The sequence below is a fragment of the Methylobacterium sp. WL12 genome, assembly GCF_008039475.1.
In the GTDB taxonomy this organism is placed as follows: Bacteria; Pseudomonadota; Alphaproteobacteria; order Rhizobiales; family Beijerinckiaceae; genus Methylobacterium; species Methylobacterium cerastii.
This window is the reverse complement of the sequence record NZ_VRUW01000003.1, coordinates 70,214-90,556: the sequence shown is the minus strand read 5'-3', so window position 1 is coordinate 90,556 and position 20,343 is coordinate 70,214. Positions and strand designations below refer to the sequence as shown.

20 protein-coding genes are annotated in these 20,343 nt (G+C 70.8%); 6 read left to right on the top strand and 14 right to left on the bottom strand.

The features are described from left to right. Positions 1-10: 10 nt before the first annotated feature. The 5 genes from FV226_RS02490 to FV226_RS02470 all read right to left on the bottom strand — a co-directional run bounded on the left by FV226_RS02490 (position 11) and on the right by FV226_RS02470 (position 5,557). Positions 11-790, bottom strand: coding sequence for a DeoR/GlpR family DNA-binding transcription regulator (locus FV226_RS02490; RefSeq protein WP_147761660.1), 780 nt, complete (start codon positions 788-790; stop codon positions 11-13). A 97-nt stretch (positions 791-887) separates the two neighbouring features. After that, the gene (gene pdxA, locus FV226_RS02485; RefSeq protein ID WP_147761659.1) at positions 888-1,895 is read right to left on the bottom strand and encodes a 4-hydroxythreonine-4-phosphate dehydrogenase PdxA; all 1,008 of its coding nucleotides are present in this window, start codon (positions 1,893-1,895) and stop codon (positions 888-890) included. Beyond that, positions 1,892-3,181: a four-carbon acid sugar kinase family protein gene (locus FV226_RS02480; RefSeq protein ID WP_147761658.1), complete on the bottom strand. Its 1,290-nt coding sequence runs from the start codon at positions 3,179-3,181 to the stop codon at positions 1,892-1,894. Before FV226_RS02480 ends, pdxA begins: the two co-directional genes overlap by 4 nt. Before the next feature lies 1 nt (position 3,182). Further along, on the bottom strand, positions 3,183-4,253 hold the full coding sequence (locus tag FV226_RS02475) for a 2-keto-3-deoxygluconate permease (RefSeq protein ID WP_147761657.1): 1,071 nt from the start codon (positions 4,251-4,253) through the stop codon (positions 3,183-3,185). Positions 4,254-4,588: 335 nt separating this feature from the next. Then, positions 4,589-5,557, bottom strand: coding sequence for a GlxA family transcriptional regulator (locus FV226_RS02470; RefSeq protein WP_147761715.1), 969 nt, complete (start codon positions 5,555-5,557; stop codon positions 4,589-4,591). Between the two features lie 113 nt (positions 5,558-5,670). Here FV226_RS02470 and FV226_RS02465 point away from each other — a divergent pair, with 113 nt between their 5' ends. Further along, a complete protein-coding gene (locus FV226_RS02465) occupies positions 5,671-6,348 on the top strand; it encodes an HD domain-containing protein (RefSeq protein ID WP_147761656.1) in 678 nt (225 codons plus the stop codon). Positions 6,349-6,434: 86 nt separating this feature from the next. Here the strand turns inward: FV226_RS02465 and FV226_RS27855 are convergent, their stop codons facing one another. Then, entirely contained in the window at positions 6,435-6,731 is a 297-nt protein-coding gene (locus tag FV226_RS27855) for a hypothetical protein (protein WP_187277205.1), read from the bottom strand. Between the two features lie 140 nt (positions 6,732-6,871). Between FV226_RS27855 and FV226_RS02455 the strand changes: the two genes are divergently transcribed. Next, positions 6,872-7,726, top strand: a complete 855-nt coding sequence (locus FV226_RS02455) for a transporter (RefSeq protein WP_246691464.1) — start codon at positions 6,872-6,874, stop codon at positions 7,724-7,726. Between the two features lie 78 nt (positions 7,727-7,804). Here FV226_RS02455 and FV226_RS02450 read toward each other — a convergent pair whose 3' ends face one another. From FV226_RS02450 to FV226_RS02425, 6 genes are all read right to left on the bottom strand, one after another. Then, positions 7,805-8,014 (bottom strand): hypothetical protein, encoded by a 210-nt coding sequence (locus tag FV226_RS02450; protein ID WP_147752495.1) that lies wholly within the window; start codon positions 8,012-8,014, stop codon positions 7,805-7,807. Positions 8,015-8,179: 165 nt separating this feature from the next. After that, on the bottom strand, positions 8,180-8,701 hold the full coding sequence (locus FV226_RS02445; RefSeq protein WP_147761654.1) for a DUF1993 domain-containing protein: 522 nt from the start codon (positions 8,699-8,701) through the stop codon (positions 8,180-8,182). Between the two features lie 86 nt (positions 8,702-8,787). Further along, the gene (locus FV226_RS02440) at positions 8,788-10,530 is read right to left on the bottom strand and encodes an HWE histidine kinase domain-containing protein (RefSeq protein WP_147761653.1); all 1,743 of its coding nucleotides are present in this window, start codon (positions 10,528-10,530) and stop codon (positions 8,788-8,790) included. A gap of 275 nt (positions 10,531-10,805) precedes the next feature. Then, positions 10,806-11,711, bottom strand: coding sequence for an SDR family oxidoreductase (locus FV226_RS02435; protein WP_147761652.1), 906 nt, complete (start codon positions 11,709-11,711; stop codon positions 10,806-10,808). 144 nt (positions 11,712-11,855) lie between these two features. Next, the gene (locus FV226_RS02430) at positions 11,856-13,109 is read right to left on the bottom strand and encodes an FAD-dependent oxidoreductase (RefSeq protein ID WP_147761714.1); all 1,254 of its coding nucleotides are present in this window, start codon (positions 13,107-13,109) and stop codon (positions 11,856-11,858) included. Positions 13,110-13,180: 71 nt separating this feature from the next. Next, a complete protein-coding gene (locus tag FV226_RS02425; RefSeq protein WP_147761651.1) occupies positions 13,181-14,452 on the bottom strand; it encodes a D-serine ammonia-lyase in 1,272 nt (423 codons plus the stop codon). 346 nt (positions 14,453-14,798) lie between these two features. On the opposite strand from FV226_RS02425, the gene FV226_RS02420 reads away from it, so the two are divergent. Beyond that, positions 14,799-15,809: a 1-aminocyclopropane-1-carboxylate deaminase gene (locus FV226_RS02420; RefSeq protein ID WP_147761650.1), complete on the top strand. Its 1,011-nt coding sequence runs from the start codon at positions 14,799-14,801 to the stop codon at positions 15,807-15,809. A gap of 6 nt (positions 15,810-15,815) precedes the next feature. Here FV226_RS02420 and FV226_RS02415 read toward each other — a convergent pair whose 3' ends face one another. Both FV226_RS02415 and FV226_RS27850 read right to left on the bottom strand, forming a co-directional pair. Next, positions 15,816-16,724: a LysR family transcriptional regulator gene (locus FV226_RS02415; RefSeq protein WP_147761649.1), complete on the bottom strand. Its 909-nt coding sequence runs from the start codon at positions 16,722-16,724 to the stop codon at positions 15,816-15,818. After that, positions 16,721-16,897 (bottom strand): hypothetical protein, encoded by a 177-nt coding sequence (locus FV226_RS27850; protein WP_187277365.1) that lies wholly within the window; start codon positions 16,895-16,897, stop codon positions 16,721-16,723. The genes FV226_RS02415 and FV226_RS27850 overlap by 4 nt, the downstream gene beginning before the upstream one ends. Here FV226_RS27850 and FV226_RS02410 point away from each other — a divergent pair. From FV226_RS02410 to FV226_RS02400, 3 genes are read left to right on the top strand one after another with little or no spacing between them, the layout of a single operon-like run. Then, positions 16,896-18,422 carry an ABC transporter substrate-binding protein gene (locus FV226_RS02410; protein ID WP_246685517.1) on the top strand — a complete coding sequence of 509 codons (1,527 nt, stop codon included), beginning with the start codon at positions 16,896-16,898 and terminating at the stop codon, positions 18,420-18,422. The genes FV226_RS27850 and FV226_RS02410 overlap by 2 nt on opposite strands. 51 nt (positions 18,423-18,473) lie before the next feature. Continuing rightward, complete coding sequence (locus FV226_RS02405) at positions 18,474-19,388, top strand: ABC transporter permease (RefSeq protein WP_147761647.1); 915 nt, start codon at positions 18,474-18,476, stop codon at positions 19,386-19,388. Next, on the top strand, positions 19,385-20,338 hold the full coding sequence (locus tag FV226_RS02400) for an ABC transporter permease (RefSeq protein WP_147761646.1): 954 nt from the start codon (positions 19,385-19,387) through the stop codon (positions 20,336-20,338). The genes FV226_RS02405 and FV226_RS02400 overlap by 4 nt, the downstream gene beginning before the upstream one ends. Positions 20,339-20,343 lie beyond the last annotated feature (5 nt).

The following is a 20,343-nucleotide window of genomic DNA, read 5'->3' as shown; positions in this document are numbered from 1 at the left end:
GGCGGGACGGTCAGAGCTTGCGCGACGCGCTTTGGCCGACGAGGACGGCGGCGCCGGCATCCGCGAGGCGCTGCACCTGATCCCTCGGCGCGTCCGACGTCGTAACCAGTGTCCACCGTCGCGGAAGCGCCGCCCAGGCGTTCTGCTCGGCCCGGCCGAGCTTGCTCGCGTCGGCGAGTACGATCACCCCGTTCGCTTGGCGCATCATCAGGGATTTGAGGGCCACCTGATCGAGGCTCGCCTCGCAGAGGCCGCGACCCGCCACCACCCCGTCGGCGCTGAGGACGACGTGATCCGCGGTCATGAGGCGAAGCGCCTCGACGGCGAGGGGGCCGACCGTGCTCATGCTGGTGGCCCGCAGGGCGCCTCCCAGGACCACGAGCTCGATCCCCGGCGCCTCGGCGAGGGCGGGGAGCAGGGCGAGGTTGTTGGTGACGATGCGCAGGCGGCGCTTGGCGAGCAACTGCCCGAACGCGGCGACCGTGGAGCCGGCGTCGAGGATCAGCGTGTCGCCATCCTCGACCAGCGTGATCGCCTTGCGGGCGATGGCGAGCTTCTCGGGCCCGTTCACGGCCAAGCGCTCGGCCAAGGTCGTCTCGACCGGGTGCCCGGCGAGGATCGCGCCGCCGTAGGTCCGGCGGACGGCCCGGGTGGCGGAGAGGACCTGGAGGTCGCGCCGGACCGTTGAGGCCGAAACGTCCAGGCGGGCGGCGACGTCGTCGACGTCGATCTCGCCGAGCTTCAGCGCCTCCAGCAGCAGCGCCTGACGCGCCTTGCTCCGCATCGACATGAGGACGACGACCCTACCGAGATGATCCGGTGCGCCCGATCCGCCCTCCGCTCCGACCGAGCGAAGGGCCCATCATGCCCGAGGGTGGATCGGCTGGCTATGTAGAAGCCGGCGCCGCCTTTGGAGCGAGGTCGACCGCCTGCCGCAGGGCCTCCATCAGGCTGCGCTCGTCGGCGACGCCCTTGCCGGCGATGTCGAAGGCGGTCCCGTGATCGACCGAGGTGCGGATCACCGGAAGGCCCACGGTGATGTTCACGCCGGCCTCGAGACCCAGCACCTTGATCGGGCCGTGACCCTGATCGTGGTACATCGCGACGACCATGTCGTAGTCGCCGCGGCCGGCGAGGAAGAACAGCGTGTCGGCGGGCAGCGGGCCGCGTACGTCCCACCCCCTGGCCCGGCAGGCCTCGACCGCCGGCGTGATCTTCTCCGCCTCCTCGCCGTGGCCGAACAGGCCGTTCTCGCCCGCATGCGGGTTGATCGCGCAGACGCCGATCTTCGGGTTCGCGATGCCGGCCTTCACCAGCACGGCATGCCCCCGCGCGATCACGCGCTCGACCAGGCCGGGCTCGATCTTTGCGATCGCGTCGATGAGGCCGATATGCGTCGTGACGTGGATCACCCGGAGCTTGGGCGAGACCAGCATCATCGAGACCTCCGGCGTGCCGGTCAGGTGGGCCAGCATCTCGGTGTGGCCAGGGAACTTGTGGCCGGCGGCATGCAGCGCCTCCTTGGACAGGGGCGCGGTGCAGATCCCGCCGGCTTCGCCCGCCTGCACCAGCTCGACCGCCTTGGCGATGAAGCGGTAGGCCGCCTCGCCGCCGACCGGAGAAACCTGCCCGAACGGCAGGTCGGCGGGGACGACCTTGAGGTCGATGCACTGCACCGCCCCCGTGTCGAAGTCGGCCTCGCCGACCTCCGTCAGGGCATCGACCGGCACCCGCGACCCGACGATCTCGCCCGCCTGCCGGAGTCGCCCGGCATCGCCGACGATCAGCGGACGGCACAGGGCCTGGACCTCGGCGTGGGCGAGCGCCTTCATGATGATCTCGGGGCCGATGCCGGCCGGATCACCCATGGTGATGGCGATGGTCGGACGTGTCATGAGAAGCTTCCTTCGATGCGGACCGCACGCAAGCGCTCGCGGATGCGGATGAGGCTGTCGGCGTCGCCGAAGGCGCCCGCCTTCGTCGCGACGGGGATGGCGAGGCGGCCGAGCGTGAGGCCGAGGGACACGCCGGGCTCGATCTCGTCGACAAGGCGGATGCCTTCGACTCCGAAGCGCGACAGGAGGGCTGAGGCGGTCTCACCCCCGGTGGCCGCGAACGCGCCGATCCCGGAACCCAACGGCGCGAGCGCGTCGGCCAGGGTTTGCACGAGGCGGGGGCCGAGGGCCATGTCGGGAACGCCCTCCATCGCGATCTCGACCAGGACGTCGTGCCCGGCGGCGATCGCGATCTCGACATGCGCGAGCGAGGCGGCCAAGTCGCCGGGATCGCGCAGGAGGGTCTCGGACGGAACGGGCAGGTGGACGACGCCGTCCAGGGCGGCGAGCTTGCGGGTGGCCGCGCGGGAGGCTGCCGCGAGCGATCCCACCACGATCAAGCTGCCGCCACGGTGCGGCGCAATCCGCAACGGCGCGAGCGGCGGACTCGCCTCGACCGCGGCAAGGGCGTGCGCGAGGCCGGCGCTGCCGACGAAGAACGATGACAGGCCCGCGGCGGCGATGCGCAAGCCCGCGGCGGCGATGCAGTCGAGATCCTCCTGGGTCTCGGCATCGCAGATGGCGACGACATCGCCCGCGGCGGCGATCTGCTCGAGCTGCGACGCGAAGCCCGGGCCGCGCACCATGGCCAGCGGCACGGCCTTCGTCGCGACGCCGGCCGTGCCCAGCATAAAGGCCAGGTCGGCGTTCGCGTAGCTGTGGTCACGCGTCCAGACTTCGGCGTCCTCAAGGGGGCGGCCGTCGACGTGGACGCGGCCGCCGACGGTCGTGCGCCCGGCGGCCGGAAAGGCCGGGGCGCAGATTCCGAACACGGTCCCGGCGCGGCCGGCCTCGGTCCGGCCCTTCAAGTGATGGATCGCTGCGGCGGTCTCGGCGGCGGGCTGGCCACGCAGGGTCGAGTCGATCTTCTTGAATAGGATCCGGTCCGGATCGTGGAGGCGCCTCAGGCATTGGGCGTGCCGCTGAGCGGCAGCCGCGGCGGAGAGGCCCCGGCTGTCGGCATCGTAGGACAACACCAGGAGATCCGCAGAGCCGAATCCTGTCCCGGTGCCCTGAGTCGCTGTGCCCCAGCTCACCGCCGCCGCACGGCCGCGGCGACCGAAGGCGATGGCGCAGTCGGCGGCGCCGGTCAGGTCGTCGGCGAGGATGAGCCAGCGGTCGGCCATGTCAGCGCCCAGCGACGCGGTCTGGGCCGGCCGAGTGGTTCGGGCGGGCCATGCGATCCGAAGCGGGAACGCGGATGGCGGGCGCCAGCTCGGGATCGGCCTCCAAGAGTTCGGCTTCCACGGGATCGCCGAACCGCCGCGCGGCCCAGGCCGTCGCCACGGGGACGAGAATGGCCGTGACGACGACGCAGGCGGCCACCAGGATCGTCGCCGGACCTGCGGCGTCGGCATAGGCCGGGTTGGCCGAGGCCACGATCGCGGGCACCGCAGCCGCGTTTCCGGCGGTCGAGGCGGCAGCGATCCCGGCGACCCCGGTCCCGCCGGTGAGACGGTCCGCGAAAAACAGCGGGATGCCCGTGACGACCACCACGGCGACGCCCATCGCGAGGCCGAGAAGGCCCGCCTGCCAGACCTTGGTGAGGTCGAGCCCCGCACCGAGCGCGAAGGCGAAGAACGGGATCATCACGGGGATGGCGCGGCCGAGGAAGGCGCGCATCTCACGGTCGAGGTTGCCGATGATCATGCCGACGAGGAGCGGCAGGATGGCCCCGACCAGCGTCTGCCAGGGAAAGGCCGAGAGCCCCGCGACCCCGAGCGTGACCATGGTGAGGAACGGCCCGCTCTCCAGCGACATCACCGTGTAGGCGCCAACGTCGCGCGGGCGGCCGTACTGGCCCATCAGCGCCATGTAGAGGCCGCCGTTCGTGTCGTTCATCGCCGCGACGACCGCCAGGGTGGACAGGCCCGCGAACATGCCGGCGGCGACCGGCGCCTCGCCCAGCACGCGCCCGAAGACCAGGCCCAGAAGCACGGCGATGCCGACCTTCACCAGCAGCAGCGTGCCGCCCTTCCTGGCGATGTAGGGCGTCGCGCGGAAATCGATGCTCGCTCCCATGCACACGTAGAAGACGGCGAGGATCGTCAGCGCCCCCGAGAACAGGGCGCCCGTGAACGAGCCGAAAAGCTTCGGCGTGCCGGGGAAGAAGGTGGCGATGAGCGCCCCGGCGAGCAACGGCACCACCATCATGCCGCCGGGCACGGCCTCGATCGCCCGCTTGATCGGGATCTGCATCTCGGGCTCCTCCCTGCGCATTCCGCGCAGATTTATTGGTTTTTGCGCCGACACAGCCCACGACGACGCCGTTCGACACATTCATTCTGCACTGTTTGCGCATGCTGTCTATAAATTCGCTTAAAATACGCGATCCCCATCGTTCGACTGTCACCGCGAATCCTGGCTTGGGCACCGCGTCGCCCCTAGACAGGTGTCACGCACGTAGCGCGAAGACATCGCGTGCGGTGAGGCGGTTACGTCCGCTTCAAGGGCTACGTGTGAGGCGGTACCCGACCGAAGGCGGATACTTCCCGAACCCCCGCCCTAAAACGCCTTTCGACGTCAGGCGTCGGTCAGGGCCCCGCCTGTCGGCGCCGGTATTCGGCCGGCGTCGTGCCGACCCGGCGGACGAATGCGCGCCGGAGGGTGTCGGCGTCGCGGAAGCCGCAAGCGTCGGCCACCTGCTTGAGGGCGGCGTCCTTCGTTTCGAGCAGGCGGCGGACGGCCTCGATCCGCACGGTCTCGACATAGGCCGCGGGCGTCAGGCCGGTCTCGGCCAGGAACAGGCGCGCGAAGTGGCGCGGGCTCATCCCGGCCCGTTCGGCGAGGCGCTCGACGCCGTGGTCCTCCGCGGGGTGGGCGGCGATCCAGCGCTGCACCGCCTGCAGGGCGGAGCGTCCGACCGGGGCGCTCACCCCGCGGCGGCTGAACTGCATCTGGCCGCCGCCGCGCTTGAAGAACATGACGAGCTGAGCCGCGACCCGGCGTGCGATCTCGTCGCCGAGATCCTCGTCCACGAGCGCCAGGGCGAGATCGAGGCCGGCCGTCACCCCGGCGGCGGTCCGCAACCTCCCGTCGAACAGGCAGATCGCGTCGGGCTCGACGATCGCCGCGGGATAGTGCTCCGCCAAAGCCTCCGCCACGGCCCAGTGCGTCGTCACCCGGCTGCCGTCCAGCAGGCCGGCCTGCCCGAGGAGGAACGCACCGCTGCAGACCGAGCCGTAGCGTCGGCAGCCCTCCGCGGCCCGGCCGAGCCACGCCAAGAGGTCGGGCCGAACCTCCAGTTCCCGGATCCGCGGTGCGCCGGCGACGAGGAGGGTGTCGAACTGCGCCGGCGCGGCGTCTGGCGCGACCCAATCCGCGACCAGGCCACGCCCGGACGACGTGATGATGGGGCCGGGCTCCGTTCCGACGACGGCGAGTGCGTAGGCGTCCCGGCCGCTCTGGGCGTTCGCCTCCGCGAACACGTCGAGCGGTCCGGCCACGTCGAGAAGCTGGACGCCGGGAAGGGCGAGGACGGCGACGGATCGGGGGCCATGCAGGCTCCATGGCTGACGCTGCGCGCACGATGGCAGAGATCGTCGTGTCAAGACGATTGCTGACGGGCGTGGGGGTCCGTAGCTCGTGGAACGCCCCCGCGCAAAGGAGATCCGCCATGAGCACCCCGTCAGACGCCGCCATCCCCGAGAGCGCGCTCGCCAAGGCGATCACCGCCTTCGTGCGCGACACCGAGACCGACCTGCTCTTCAACCACTCAAGCCGGGTCTATCGGTTCGGCGCGCTGGCCGGCGTCCGGCAGGGCCTGCGCTTCGACCGCGAGCTGCTCTACGCCGGCGCGATGTTCCACGACGTCGGCCTGATGCCGGACCACAGCAGCGCCGACGCGCGCTTCGAGGTCGACGGAGCCAACGCGGCGCGCGACTTCCTGAAGGCGCACGGCGTGCCGGAGGCGGACGTCTACACGGTGTGGACGGCCATCGCCCTGCACACCACGCCCGGCATCCCGGTCCACATGCACCCGGTGGTCGCGCTCGTCACGGCCGGCGTCGAGATGGACGTGCTCGGCTTGACCTACGACCAGTATTCCGACGCCGAGCGCGCCGCGGTGGTCTCGGTCTTCCCCCGGACGCCGGACTTCAAGGAGGACATCATCCAGGCCTTCTACGACGGCATCCGGCACAAGCCGGACACGACCTTCGGCAACGTCAAGGCCGACGTCATCGCCGACAAGGAGCCGGCGTTCCGCAAGGGGAACTTCTGCAGCGTGATCCGGGCCTCGCGCTGGCCCGGTGGCACCCACGCGACGGGCTGCGGATGCGGGCAGCACGACTGAGCCGCCCCGCGCGCCGGAGCGAAGGCGATGCCGCCGAAAACGAGAATTGTTTAACGTGTGAGAAAGCGGCGTGGGCGGAGCGCGGCTTAAACCGCGGGATGGCAGATGCTCCCCCGCAACGCGCGCTCTACGTCATCACCGCCCACGCCCAGGAAGGCGTCCTCCAACAGACGCGCCAGATGGCGGCGAGCGCCGTCGTCCTCGCCCGCCGCTGGATCGACGCCGGCCATGCGAACGTTCGCATCGAAGATGCCAAGGGGGAACTCTTCACCGGCGATATGTTCAAAGCCGAGTTCAAGGATCGCCACAGGGGCTGCTTCTAGTTTCCTCTCGGTCTGCTTGTGCTGACGTGGCGCTTGAGAGTAGCGCTCGAAGCGTTGCACGATGGCGACGCTCGCAGTGCAACGCTTCGTCTTGCGCACAAGTGAGCGACAGGATTTCCGGCGCCATGCCATACGGGCGGACCCGACGACGGGGTGGCATGGACGTTGGCATGATCGGTGGAATGACGAGCGCGGGTTTCATGCAGGCGACGAAGGTCACAGCCGTGGCCGCGTCGATCTTCGGGCTGGCGGCCGCCCCCGCGACGGCAGGCTCTTCGGCGCAACCCGGGCAGACCGTGGGGCAGGCCCCCGGCGCGCCGTTGCCCGTCGGCCTCTACTTCATCGACACGTCGAGCTTCGGCTCGCGGGACATCGCCCCGCGCGGCACCGATTCGAACGTCAACCTGCCGTCCTTCATCTGGGCGACGCCGGCCGACATCGTCGGCGGACGGCTGCAATTCGTCGTGCTGCAGCCCATCACCGCATCGAGCACGCGGGGCGCGGCCTACCAGAGCGGGTTCGGGCAGACGCTGCTTGCCGCCCAGGTCGCCTGGAAGCTCGGCCACGACCTCAACTTCAGCTACCTGCTCGGCGCGTACCTCCCGAGCGACACGAAGATCGTCATCCAGAATCCGGTGCTGCACCAGCGCTTCGCCATCACGTACAATGGCGACGGCTGGAACCTGACGGGCAACGTCCTCTACGGCACCTTCTTCGACACGCGGTCGGCCACCGGCACGTACTACCCGGACTTTCTCAACCTCGACCTCACGGCCACGAAGCATTTCGGCAAATGGGAGGTCGGGCCGGTGGCCTTCGGATCGACCGACCTGCCGACCGGCGACCCCTCCTACGCCCGCCAAGGCCAGGTCGCCGTCGGCGCACTCGTCGGATACAATTTCGGCCCGGTGAACCTTCAGGCCTACGTCACGCGGGACGTGATTCAGCGCAACTACGCCGGCCTCGAGACACGCGGCTGGCTGCGAGTCACCGTGCCGATCTATCAGGACAAGGACGCGCCTCCCGCGGCGAGCCCGGTCATCCGCAAGTTCTGACATCGTCGACGCGCCGGTCATCGGAACGCAGTCGAGGGCATCGAGGTCTTCGCAGCGCGATGCCCTTCGGTCCGCGAGCTATCGCAGGGTGGGCGACTCGCCGGCCTTTAGATGCGGATCCTCGCCGTCTGGGCCGCCGAGCGAAACATGGTCGTTCAGGCGCCCGAGATGCTCGAAGACATGCTCGAAGGCGTTCGTGACGGCCTGCTCGAAGGCGCCGTCGCCCTTGCCCTGGGCGTCCTTGAGGGCGCCGAGCAGGGCGCGGTGCTTATCTGTGTCGCTCGACATGGTCTTCCTCCCGACCGGCACGAGCACCGGCTCGGAAAGCCAAGCGGCTCGACCGCCCCGAGTTCCGCGGCATCGCCGACGACGGACCCGGCTTGAAGCCGGCGCGCCTGGAACTTGCGGCGCTCCCGACCTGATGTGCGCGATGTCCGACACCCGGTGCGTCGCCTACTTCGCCGCCTGGATGTTCGGCGGCCCGAGATGCTGGAGGAAGTCCGGCTTGCCGAGGCTCACGCCGGCCCCGCGCAGGATCGCGTAGGCGGTGGTGACGTGGAAGAAGAAGTTCGGAAGCGCGAACCCGGTGAGGTAGGTCTGCCCCGAGAAGCGGTATCCCGAGCCGTTGGGGAATTTCAGCTCCACCTCGCGCTCCGCGGCGGATGCCAGCGCCGCCGGGTCGACGCCCTCGACGAAGGCGATGGTCCGGGCGCAGCGCTGCTTGAGCTCGGCAAAGCTCGCCTCGACGTCCGGCATCGCCGGAGCCTCAATGCCGGCGAGCCGCGCCATCGCGTTCTTCGCGCTGTCGGACGCCATCTGGAACTGGGCCGGCAACGGCTTCATGTCGGGGGCGAGGCGGGCGAGGAGCAGGTCGGCCTCCGGCTTCTCCGAGGCCGCCTTGTCGAGCCAGGCGCTCATGTTGCGAAGCGCGTTGACGAAGATCGGCGCGCTGACGTCGTGGATGCTGGTGCTCATCGAGAACGGCTAAGCCGGCCGCCGCCGTCGGCGCGGTGAGGCAGCGCACATGGCGGGACGCCACGTCCCAGCGGACGGGTGGCCCCTCAGGCCCGCCCGGCCGGCCGCGCGTCGGCGAGGCCGCCGAACGAGGTGAAGCGGTCCGGCTCGTCGAGGGGGACGTCGAGGCTGCAGCGCAACCCGTCGATGGCGAAGTCCAGCCGGACCAGCCCGCCGAGCTCCCGGCTAATCCCGCCCGTGATCAGGCGCGTGCCGAATCCGCGCTTTCCCGGCTCCCGAACCGGCGGGCCTCCGCTCTCCTGCCAATCCAGAACGAGCCGCCTCGCGGCGCTCTCGGCGACGACGACGGTCCAGGCGACCTCGACGCGGCCCGCATCGGTCGAGAGTGCGCCGTACTTGGCCGCGTTGGTGGTCAACTCGTGCACCGTCATGCCGAGCGCCAGGACGTAGCGCGGCGGCAGGTCGAGGTCGGTGCCATCCAGGTCGAAGCGATGGGCCTGGTCGTCCCGGAAGGGGGCCAGCTCGTTCTCCAGGACCGTCCGCAGCGAGGCGCCGCCCCAGTCGTCGCGCGACAGCAGGTCGTGGGTCTTGGACAGCGAGAGGATGCGCCCCTCCAGCCGTTCGCCCCGGTCGTCGTCGCGGCGGGTCTGCCGCGCCAGGGATTGCACGGTGGTCAGGGTGTTGCGGACGCGGTGGTTCAGCTCGTGCAGCATCATCGTCTGCCGCTCCTGCAGGACGCGGCTGCGCGCGACCTCCTCGCGCAGCTCGCCCTCGTGTCGTTGCAGCGACGCGGCCATGGCGTCGAACGCTTCCCCAAGCCGGCCGAATTCGCCGGGTCCGGAGATCCCGGTCCGGGTCCCCAGCTCGCCGGCCCGCCAGGCGCTGGCCGCCGCAAGCAGGCGTCGCACCGGCCGGCGGATGAAGACGCGTCCGGCCATCAGCGCGGCGACGACGGCGAGGATCGCACCGAGGCCGATCAGCACGATCCCGCGGCGGGTCGCGGCGTCGATGTCCGCGAAGGCGCTGGCCGACGACAGGCCCACCGCCACCGTCATGGTTTCGAGGTCCTCCGGCGAACCTCCGGCCACCGCCGTGATCCGTTGGTTGCCGCGCAACCCCGGCAGGTCGGCGACGGTGCCGCGGTGATCCGTCAGGGCTTTCCAGTAAGCCGGAGGAAGCGGCTTGCCCGCCCACGCCTCGTGATCGGGCAAGCGTACCAGGATCGTGCCGTTGGGGTCGGCGACGGTGAGCGCGGCATCGGGCGGCAGCCCGGCATTGGCCTGCCGGGCCGCGAGGTAGGACAGGTCGATGCTGGTGATGACGATGCCGTCGGGCCGCCCGTCGCCGTCGTCGTCGGGGATGGCTTGCGCGAACTGGATGGTGGGCCGGCCGGTGACCCGCCCGGACACGACCTGCCCGATGGCGAACCCGCCGGAACGCATCGCATCCTGGAAGTAGGACCGGTCGGCGACCGTGTAGGCCCCGACCGGCGAGCCGAGGGTGTTGCACCGGATCTTTCCATCCGCGTCGGCGACGCCGAAGAAGAACGAGCCGGGCACCTGGCCGACCACCGTCGCGAGGTAGGCTGTGCACGCCCGCGCATCCTTGGTGCGGATCTCCGACAGGCCGGCCAGGATGCCGAGCACCTGCCGCGCCCCGCGGCCGAACTGCCCGAGGTCGGCCGCGACGTTCCGCGCCGCGCGCATCGCCTCGTTGCGAACCGCCTCGGCACGGGCGGTCCGCAGGGCGTATTCGTTATAGCCTTGAACGGCCAACGCCGGAGTCAGGGCCAGCACGACCAGGCCCACGATCCGCTTCGTCAGTGACATCGAGGGCTGCTTCCCGAGCCTGGTCGTCCCCGCCGCGTCTCGGGACCCGGACACCAAACTAGGTCGCATTCGGCTCCGCGACCATGGCGTGGCATCGGGCGCGAGGCGGCATCGGTGACCCCGGGGATGCGGCTTTGGGAGAAACTTATCCGTTCCAATGTCTTAAAGACGCCACCGGCCTGTTCGTGCCGGCGGCGCCTGCCCTTTCCCTTGTGCACCCCGTCGCCGGGGCGGGAGCGCCGGCGGAAAGCGGTCCTCTTGCGGGCGCGGCGGGGTCAGGCGGTGCCGTTGCCGCCCGTCGCGCCGTAGACCTCGCCGGTGACGTAGCTCGCCTCCTGGCTCGCCAGGAAGACGTAGACCGGCGCGAGCTCCACCGGCTGGCCGGGGCGGCCGAGCGGCACCTCGGAGCCGAACGTCTCGACCGCCTCCTGCGGCTGCCCGCCCGAGGGCTGCAGCGCGGTCCAGAACGGCCCAGGCGCCACCGCGTTCACGCGGATGCCCTTCGCGACCTGCTGCTTGGCCAGAGCCTTCGAGAAGGCGACGATGCCAGCCTTGGTGGTGGCGTAGTCGACGAGGATCTGCGGCGGGTTGTAGGCCACGACCGAGGCCGTGTTGATGATCGACGCGCCCGCCGGCATGTGCGGCAGCGCCGCCTTGGTGATCCAGAACATCGCGTAGAGGTTGGTCTTCAGCGTTCGGTCGAACTGCTCGTCGGTGATGTCGCCGACGTCCTTCTGGTTGGTCTGCTTGCCGGCGTTGTTGACCAGGATGTCGAGCCCGCCGAGGTCGGTGACAGCCCGGTGCACCAGCGTCTCGCAGAACGCCTTGTCGGTGATGTCGCCCGGCAGCAGCACCGCCTTACGGCCCTCCGCCTCGATCAGCTCGGCCACCGCCCGCGCGTCCGGCATCTCGGCCTCGACGAAGCTGAGCGCCACGTCGGCACCCTCGCGGGCGAAGGCGATGGCGGCCGCGCGCCCGATGCCAGAATCGGCGCCGGTCACCAGGGCCTTGCGGCCGGCGAGGCGGCCGTGGCCCCGGTAGCTGGTCTCGCCGTGGTCCGGCTGCGGGTCCATCGCTCCGGCGAGGCCCGGCGCCTCCTGCGGTTGGCGCTCGAACGGCGGCTGCGGGTACTGGGTGCGCGGATCCTGCATCGTGAGGCGCTTGTCAGCGGCGTCGGTCATGAAGCTGTCCTGGCGCGCCGGGTTCGAACGGGACAGACCGTGCGGCGCGCGTGTCGGGTGATGCTGTCCGGGAACTTCGGCAATCGGCCCCGTGCGCGGATGTTCCGGCCCCTGCGGCCCTATGGACGCCGCCGGAGCCTTCCGTCAGGCCGCCTCGCCCCGCCTGCGCCCGAGCGCCGCCATGGCCTCGTCGGCGGCCCGCTGCCCGCTGTCGTGGGCGCCGTGGGCGGTGGTGAAATCGTGCGGGTGCGTCGCCTCGCCGGCGAAGAACAGCCTGTCCTCGAAGGGCCGGGCGAGCCGCGCCCGCGCACCCGAGCGGCCCGGCAGGGCGCAGCTATACGCGCCGCCGACGGAGGCCATCCGGCTCCAGGACGTCGCCGCCAGCGGCCGGATCGCCGAGGCGATGTCGCCTCCGAACAGCGCGGCCAGCTCGGCTGAGACGTGGGCGAAGCCGGCGGCCGGGCCGTCCTCCGCCACGATGCGGGCGCCCTCGCCTCCGAGGAACGCCTCGATCACCGGCCAGCCGTTGGGGCGGATCGAATAGGCGGCGGCTCGTCGGTCGTGCAGGTTGCCGTAGACGTGCGTGTCCGGCGCGAACGCGGCCTCGCGCCCGATCTCGAGGAAGACCTTCTCGTTGCGGCCGAGCGGCAGGTCGGCGGCGGCCTCGCGCCAGGGCTCGACCCCGGAGGGCAGGTGGATCGCGTCGCCGGCCAGCACCGCGGTCGAGACGGTGAGAATGGCGGCCCCGGCGCGGACGGTGCCGGCGCGCGTGGTGACGGCGACGCCGTCCGCGGTCAGGTCGACCTGCTCGGCGGGGGTGGCGAGCCGCAGAGTCGTCGCGGACGGCAGGCTGGCCGCGACCAGCGTGCCGTAGCCGAGCGGCAGGTGCCAGTTTCGGCCCGTCGCGGCGTCGTCGTAGGCGAGATAGTCGGTGGCCGAGATCGCCTCGGGTGCGACGCCGCTCATGAAGCCGGCGATGGCGCGCACGTAGGCGTTCCAGGGACCGCCGGGCTCCAGGGCGTCGCTCGCCCGGTCGCTGCCCGCCGCGACAAGGCGAAGCCGCTCCTCCCAGTCGCCGTAGGCCCGCTGCGCCGCCGCCTGGCCGTCCGCGTCCTGGGCCAGCGACGGATGCGCCTTCGCCCATGGCGGCTCGCCGCGGTCGACGGGAAAGCCCGAGGCCTCGGCGATGCCGACCCAGGCGTTGCGGTCGCCGGAGTGGAGCCATTCGCAGCCGAAATCGAGCGGATGGCCGCCGAGATCCTGCGTGAAGGCGCGTCCCCCGAGGCACGACGAGGCCTCGAGCAGCAGCGTCGCCTTGCCATGCGCCGCCAGCCGCCGCGCGGCCCCGATGCCGGCGGCGCCTCCGCCTACGATGATGACGTCGAACACGCTGGCCATGGCGCCGTAGGTGAGATCGCCCGAGCGGCGAGACAAGCGCCGCGCCGACCGGGTCGGCGGCCGGCCGCCCCTCAGGCCGCTTGTGCGAGGGCGGCCTGGAACTCCGCCTCCGGCAGCAGCGCCCCGCCGGTGGTCCAGACGACGTGCGTCGCGTGGGCGACGTCGGGCAGGGCGCCGCAGGCCGGCCCCACCGCCGCGAAGGCCGCCGCCGCCGACGGCTCGAGGCGCAAGCCCGCCCGGTCCCAGAGATCGCGCAGCCAGGCGAACAGGTCGGCGTCGCCCACCGTCACCACGGCCTCGACGAGGCCCCCGACGGTGCCGGCCACCAGCATCGAGGCCGTGGCCACGGCCAGGCCGTCCGCCGCGGTCCGGTTGTCGAGCCCGACCTCGTAGACGCTCACCGACCGCGCCGGGCCTGCGGCGAGCTGCACGAGCATGCAGGGCGCGGCGACGGGCTCGACGAAGACGCAGCGCACGGCGTCTCCGTAGAGCAGTTTCAGGCCGAGGGTGACGCCGCCCGGGGCGCCGCCGACGCCGCAGGGGAGGTAGACGCACAAGGGATGGGCCGCGTCCACGCTCACGCCCGCCGCGTCGAGCTGGCGCCGCAGGTCGAAGGCCGCCGCCGCGTAGCCGAGGAACAGGTCGACCGAGCTCTCGTCGTCGACGAAGTGCGCGTCGGCGCGGCCCTCGAAGGCGATCCGCGCGGCGGCGACGGCGCTGCCGTAATCGCCCGCATGCTCCACCACCCGGGCGCCGAGGTCGCGCAGGCGGCGCTTCTTCCACGCCTTGGCGTCGTGGGACATGTGCACCTCGACCTGGAAGCCGAGGGCGCGGCCGATCACCCCGACGCTGAACCCGAGGTTGCCGGTGCTTCCCACCGCGATCGTGTGGACGCCGAAGGCCGCCCGGACATCCGGGTCGGCGAGGCGGGCATAGGAGGACGCGCCCGAGAGCCAGCCCGCGGCGAGGCCGAGCCGCTCGGCCTCGACCAGCACCTCGTAGACGCCGCCCCGCGCCTTGATGCAGCCGGTGATCGGCAGATCGTGGTCGGCCTTCACCCAGGCCGCGGCCCCCGGGCGTCCCGACACCAGGGCGGCCAGGTCGGCGGAGAGCGGCAGGAGGGCCGAATCGATCCGGCCGGTCGCGAGTTCGGGAAACAGCCGGGCGAGGAGCGGATCGAAGCGGCGCCAGCGCGCCTCGGCCGCCTCGACCTCGGCGAGGCCGAAGGCCAGGCCCGGCAGGATCTCGGCGGCGCGGCCCAGGCGCGGGTTGCGCCAGACCGTGGGCCTGCCGTCCCGCACGGCGTCGGGGAGATCGAGCGGGGGCGTGCCGGCGGCGCTCATGCGGACGGTCTCCTGTAACGGGAATCGGCTCGGGCGGACCGGGCCGTCGCGCCGAGCCGGCCGGCCGGGGACGGGTCGGCGGCCGTGCGGCCGTGCTCGTCCACCGGGCCCGGACGGCATCGCACATGCGGCCGCCTGCCTGAAGCCGGCGGCGAATCTCCCAGCTTGGTCGCCCGCACCCAGCGTCCATGAACGATCCTTCCGTTCCAGGGGGCGATGACGCAAGGATCCCGCGGCCAGGAACACTAGGCGTCTCATCGCAGCGAGAACGAAGGCGCATTTCGAGAGCACCTTCCGCGCCGACTTTGCTAGCTTTTCCGGGCTGACCCACGAAGGACCCGCGAAGATGCTGTCGAAGTTCGAGCGCTATCCCCTGACCTTCGGCCCGAGCCCGATCGAGCACCTGCCGCGGCTGACGGCCCATCTCGGCGGCGACGTGCTGATCTACGCCAAGCGCGAGGATTGCAATTCGGGCCTCGCCTACGGCGGCAACAAGCTGCGCAAGCTCGAGTACATCGTGCCCGACGCCATCGCGAGCGGGGCCGACACCCTGGTCTCGATCGGCGGCGTGCAGTCGAACCACACCCGCATGGTCGCGGCGGTCGCCGCCAAGATCGGCATGAAGTGCCGGCTGATCCAGGAGGCCTGGGTCCCGCACGAGGACGCGGTCTACGACCGGGTCGGCAACATCATGCTGTCCCGCATCATGGGCGCGGAGACGCAGCTCGTCGACGACGGCTTCGACATCGGCATCCGCGAGAGCTGGACGAAGGCCCTGGAGGACGTGAAGGCCAAGGGCGGCAAGCCCTACGCGATCCCCGCCGGCGCCTCGGTGCACAAGTTCGGCGGGCTCGGCTACGTCGGCTTCGCCGAGGAGGTCCGCGCCCAGGAGGCCGAGATGGGCCTGCACTTCGACTACATCGTGGTCTGCACCGTCACCGGCTCGACCCATGCCGGCATGGTGGTGGGCTTCTCCGCCGACGGGCGCGCCCGCAACGTGATCGGCATCGACGCCTCCTGCACCCCGGCCCAGACCAAGGCGCAGGTCCTGGAGATCGCCAGGAACACCGCCGAGCTCGTCGGCGCGCGGGCGATCACCGAGGACGACATCGTGCTCAACGAGGACTACGCCTACCCGGTCTACGGCGTGCCCTCGAAGGAGACGGTCGAGGCGATCCGCCTCTCGGCCCGGCTCGAAGGCATGATCACCGACCCCGTCTACGAGGGGAAGTCGATGCAGGGCATGGTCGACCTCGTGCAGAAGGGCTTCTTCCCCAAGGGCTCGAAGGTGCTCTACGCCCATCTCGGCGGAGCGCCCGCGCTCAACGGTTACAGCTACACCTTCCGAAACGGCTGAGCCGCGTCAGAAGCCGCCGGACTCCGTCGGCGGCAGCGCCGCCACCAGCTGCCGCAAGAAGGCTTGGACAGCGTGCGGCAGCTTGCGGTCGCGCATCACTTGGACCTGGATGCCGCGCATCAGGCTCATCCGCGCGTGCACCGGGATGCAGACGAGCTCGCCGAGGCGCACCGGCGTCTGCACCGTGAGGGCCGACATCAGCGCCAACCCCTTCGTCCGCCGAACGAAGGGCAGCAGGGCGGAGAGGATGTTGGCCGTGAGCGTCGGCTCGATGGTGATGTCCTCGGCGAGGCAGGCCGCGTCGAAGACCCGGCGAGCCGTGGTGTCGAGGGTCGGCACCGCGATCGGGTAGGGCTTCAGGTCCGCGAGCCGGATCGCGGGTCGGCGCGCCAGGGGGTGATCGGGGGCGCTGAGCGCCACCATCTCGACGGCGTTGTCGTAGGCGACCGCGACCAGGCTCGAGGGCGCGAGCGCGAAGGTGATGCCGATGTCGGCGTCGCCCGCCGCCACCACGTGCGTGACCTGGGCGGGGGGCAGCATCTGCACCTCGAAGCGGATGCCCGGATGGGCGGCGTGGAACCCCGCGATCGCGTTCGGCAGCAGGTCGAGGGCGAAACCCTCCGAGGTGGCGACCCGGATGAAGCCGCGCGCCAGGCCCTGCAATTCCTGGATATCGGCTGCGACCTGCTCGGCCCGCAGCAGGGTCTGGCGCGCGTGTTCCGCCAGCAGCTCCCCGGCCGGGCTGAGCACCATGCCGCGCGGGCGACGCTCGAAGAGGACGCAGTCGAGTTCGCTCTCGAGATTGGAGATCTGCCGGCTGATCGCCGAGGCTGCGATGTTCAAGTGCGTGGAGGCCGCGGCGATCGACCCGGTTCTGGCGACGGCCAAGACGTAGCGAAGGCCCGAAACGTTCATGGAACCCTGTCGATTGCCGAAACGGCACGGCAGCAATCACGAAATTCTACTTGTTGCGATGCCAATTGCACAACACCATGGCACGACGAAAAAAGCGGCAGGTCGATGCGGGCGGTCCGATGCTGGCCGCGCGGACGGGTGAGAAGGACCGACATCATGGCGAGCAGGATCATGACGACACACCGCTCCACGGCACGCGCCGCGCTCACCCTGCTGATGTTGGCCGCCAGCGTCCCGGCGCTCGCCGGCAAGGCGAACGACATCCTGGTCTACGCCTCCGACACCGAGCCGGAAAACGTCAGCCCGTATCACAACAGCGCCCGCGAGGGCGTCATCCTGGCCCGCAACGTCTGGGACACCCTGATCTACCGCGACCCGAAGACCGGCACCTACCAGCCGATGCTGGCCACCGCCTGGAAATGGGTCGATCCCGTCACCCTCGAGCTGACCCTGCGCGAGGGCGTGACCTTCCACAACGGCGACGTCTTCGGCCCGGAAGACGTGGCCTTCACCTTCAACTACGTGCTGACGCCGGAAGCCCGCACGGTGACGAAGCAGAACGTCGACTGGATGAAGTCGACGGAGGTCGTCGACGCCCACACCGTCCGCATCCATTTGAAGGCCCCCTTCCCGGCCGCGCTCGAATACCTCGCCGGCCCGACACCGATCTTCCCGGCGGCCTACTTCAAGAAGGTCGGCCTCGACGGCTTCGCCAAGGCGCCCGTCGGCACCGGCCCCTACCGCATCACCGCGGTCGAGAACGGCCGCGGCGTGAAGATGGAGCGCTTCGCCAAGTATTGGCCTGGCAGCCCGATCGGCGCGGCCAAGATCGGCAAGCTCGAGTTCCGCGTTATCCCCGACGCCGATAGCCGCATGGCCGAGCTCGTCACCGGCGGCATCGACTGGATCTGGCGCGTGCCGAGCGATCAGGCCGACCAACTGAAGGGCGCCCCCAACATCTCGGTCCTCAGCGCCGAGACCATGCGGGTCGGGTTCCTGCAGTTCGACACCCTCGGCCGAGCCAAGGAGAACTCGCCTCTGAAGGATCCCCGCGTCCGGCAGGCGATCTCGTACGCCATCGACCGCAAGGCCATGGTGGACAACCTCGTGCGTGGCGGGAGCCGGGTGATGAACGCGGCCTGCTTCATCGACCAGTTCGGCTGCACCGACGAGGGCGTGCCGCGTTACAGTTACGATCCGGCCAGGGCCAAGGCGCTTCTCAAGGAGGCGGGCTACCCGAACGGCTTCGAGATCGATCTCGGCGCCTACCGCGAGCGCGACTACGCCGAGGCCGTGATCGGCTACCTGCGCGCCGTCGGCATCACCGCCCGGCTGAACTACCTGCGCTACGCGGCGCTCCGCGACCTCATCCGGGGCGGCAAGGTCTCGATCGCCTTCCAGACCTGGGGATCGTTCTCCGTCCTCGACGTCTCGGCCTTCACGGGCGTCTACTTCCGCGGCGGCGACGAGGACCTGACCAAGGACCCCGAGACTATCGCGGCCCTCCAGGCCGGGGATGGGGCGACCGACCCGGCCGTGCGGAAGGTCAAGTACGCCGAAGCGCTCAAACGCATCGCCGGCCAGGCCTACGCCCTGCCGTTGTTCTCGTACTCGACGAACTACGCCTTCACGTCGGACCTGACCTTCACGGCGCAGCCCGACGAGCTGCCGCGCTTCTACGCGGCGCAGTGGAAGTGACGGCCGGCGCCTGAAGCCGACCGACCGCCGACCGAACGAGGGAGCCGGGCCATGCTGCGATTCATGATCCAACGAAGTCTGGTGGCGCTGGCGGTCGCCGTGACGGTGTCGGTGGCGAGCTTCATGCTCCTGCACCTGTCGGGCGACCTCGCCACCGCCATCGCGGGGCCGGAGGCGACCTCCGTGCAGGTGGAGGCGATCCGGGTCCAGTACGGGCTCAACCAGCCCCTTCTCGCGCAGTTCTTCGCCTGGGGGGCCAAAGCGATCCGGCTCGATTTCGGCAACTCGTTCTACTTCCGCGAGAGCGTGATCGACCTGCTGGCCGCCCGCCTGCCGATCACCCTGTTCCTCGGCGTGGTGGCGCTGGCCGTGGCGCTCTTCGTGGCCATCCCCCTCGGGGTGCTGGCCGCGGTCCGGCGCGACACCTGGATCGACCGGGCCGCCCTCTCGGTCTCGGTGCTGGGCCAGGCCATGCCGAGCTTCTGGTTCGGCCTGACCCTGATCATGATCTTCTCGGTGAACCTGCGCTGGCTGCCGGTCTCCGGCAACACGACCTGGAAGCACTTCGTGCTGCCGGCGATCGCGCTCGGCTACTACGCCATGCCGGCGGTGATGCGGCTCACCCGCAACGGCATGCTGGAGGTCCTGGCCTCCGACTACGTCCGCACCGCCCGCGCCAAGGGCCTGCCCCCGCGCAAGATCCTGATCCGGCATGCGCTTCGCAACGCCGTCATCCCGGTGATCGCGCTCGCCGCCGTGCAGTTCGGCTTCTTGCTCGGCGGCTCCATCGTGATCGAGGCGGTGTTCTCGCTCCAGGGGCTCGGCCAGCTCGCCTGGGAATCCATCGCCCGCAACGACTTCCCGGTGGTGCAGGCGATCGTGCTGGTCCTGGCAATGATCTACATCGCCCTGACGCTGGCCGCCGACCTCCTCAACGCCTTCCTCGATCCCCGGCTGCGCCAATGACCCTCCAGCCATCCGCCTCCCCCATCGCGGCCGGCTTGCCCGAGACGCCGACGGCCCTCTCGGCCGACAGGCCGGCGGCGCTCCCCGCCGCCCGCTCGCCCACCGCCCTGGCGCTCCGGCGCGGGCTCCGCCACGGCGGCTTCGTGATCGGTGCCGGCATCCTCGGGACCATCCTGCTCTGCGCGCTCGCCGCCCCGCTGATCGCGCCCCACGATCCCTACGCCCAGGACGTCTCACGGCGCCTGATCCCGCCGATCTGGCAGGCGAAGGGCACGTGGGACCACGTGCTCGGCACCGACAAGCTTGGGCGCGACTACCTCAGCCGCCTGATCTACGGCAGCCAGATTTCCCTGCTGATCGGGATCGCAGCGGCGGCCATCTCGGGCGTGATCGGCACGACGCTCGGCATCTGCGCCGGCTATTTCGGCGGCCGGGTCGACGCGGTGGTGAGCTACGTCGTCACCACGCGGCTGGCGATGCCGGTGGTGCTGGTGGCGCTCGCCATGGCCTCCCTCGTCGGCGGCTCGCTGAAGGTGGTGGTGCTGGTGCTCGGCTTCCTGCTCTGGGACCGCTTCGCCGTGGTCACCCGCGCGGCGACCCGGCAGATCCGCGACCAGGACTTCATCGCCGCGGCCCGCGCCACGGGCTTCTCCCCGGCCCGCATCCTGTTCCAGGAGGTGCTGCCGAACATCCTCAACGCGCTCATCGTGGTGGCGACCCTGGAGATGGCGCACGCCATCCTGCTCGAGGCCGCCCTGTCTTTCCTGGGCCTCGGCGTGCAGCCGCCGCTGCCGTCCTGGGGCCTGATGATCGCCGAGGGCAAGCCGTACATGTTCTTCCAGCCCTGGGTCATCACCATTCCGGGCATCGCGCTCCTGGTCCTCGTCCTGGCGATCAACCTGCTCGGCGACGGCATCCGCGACGTCACCGCCCCCGAGGGGCGGCGCTGAACCGC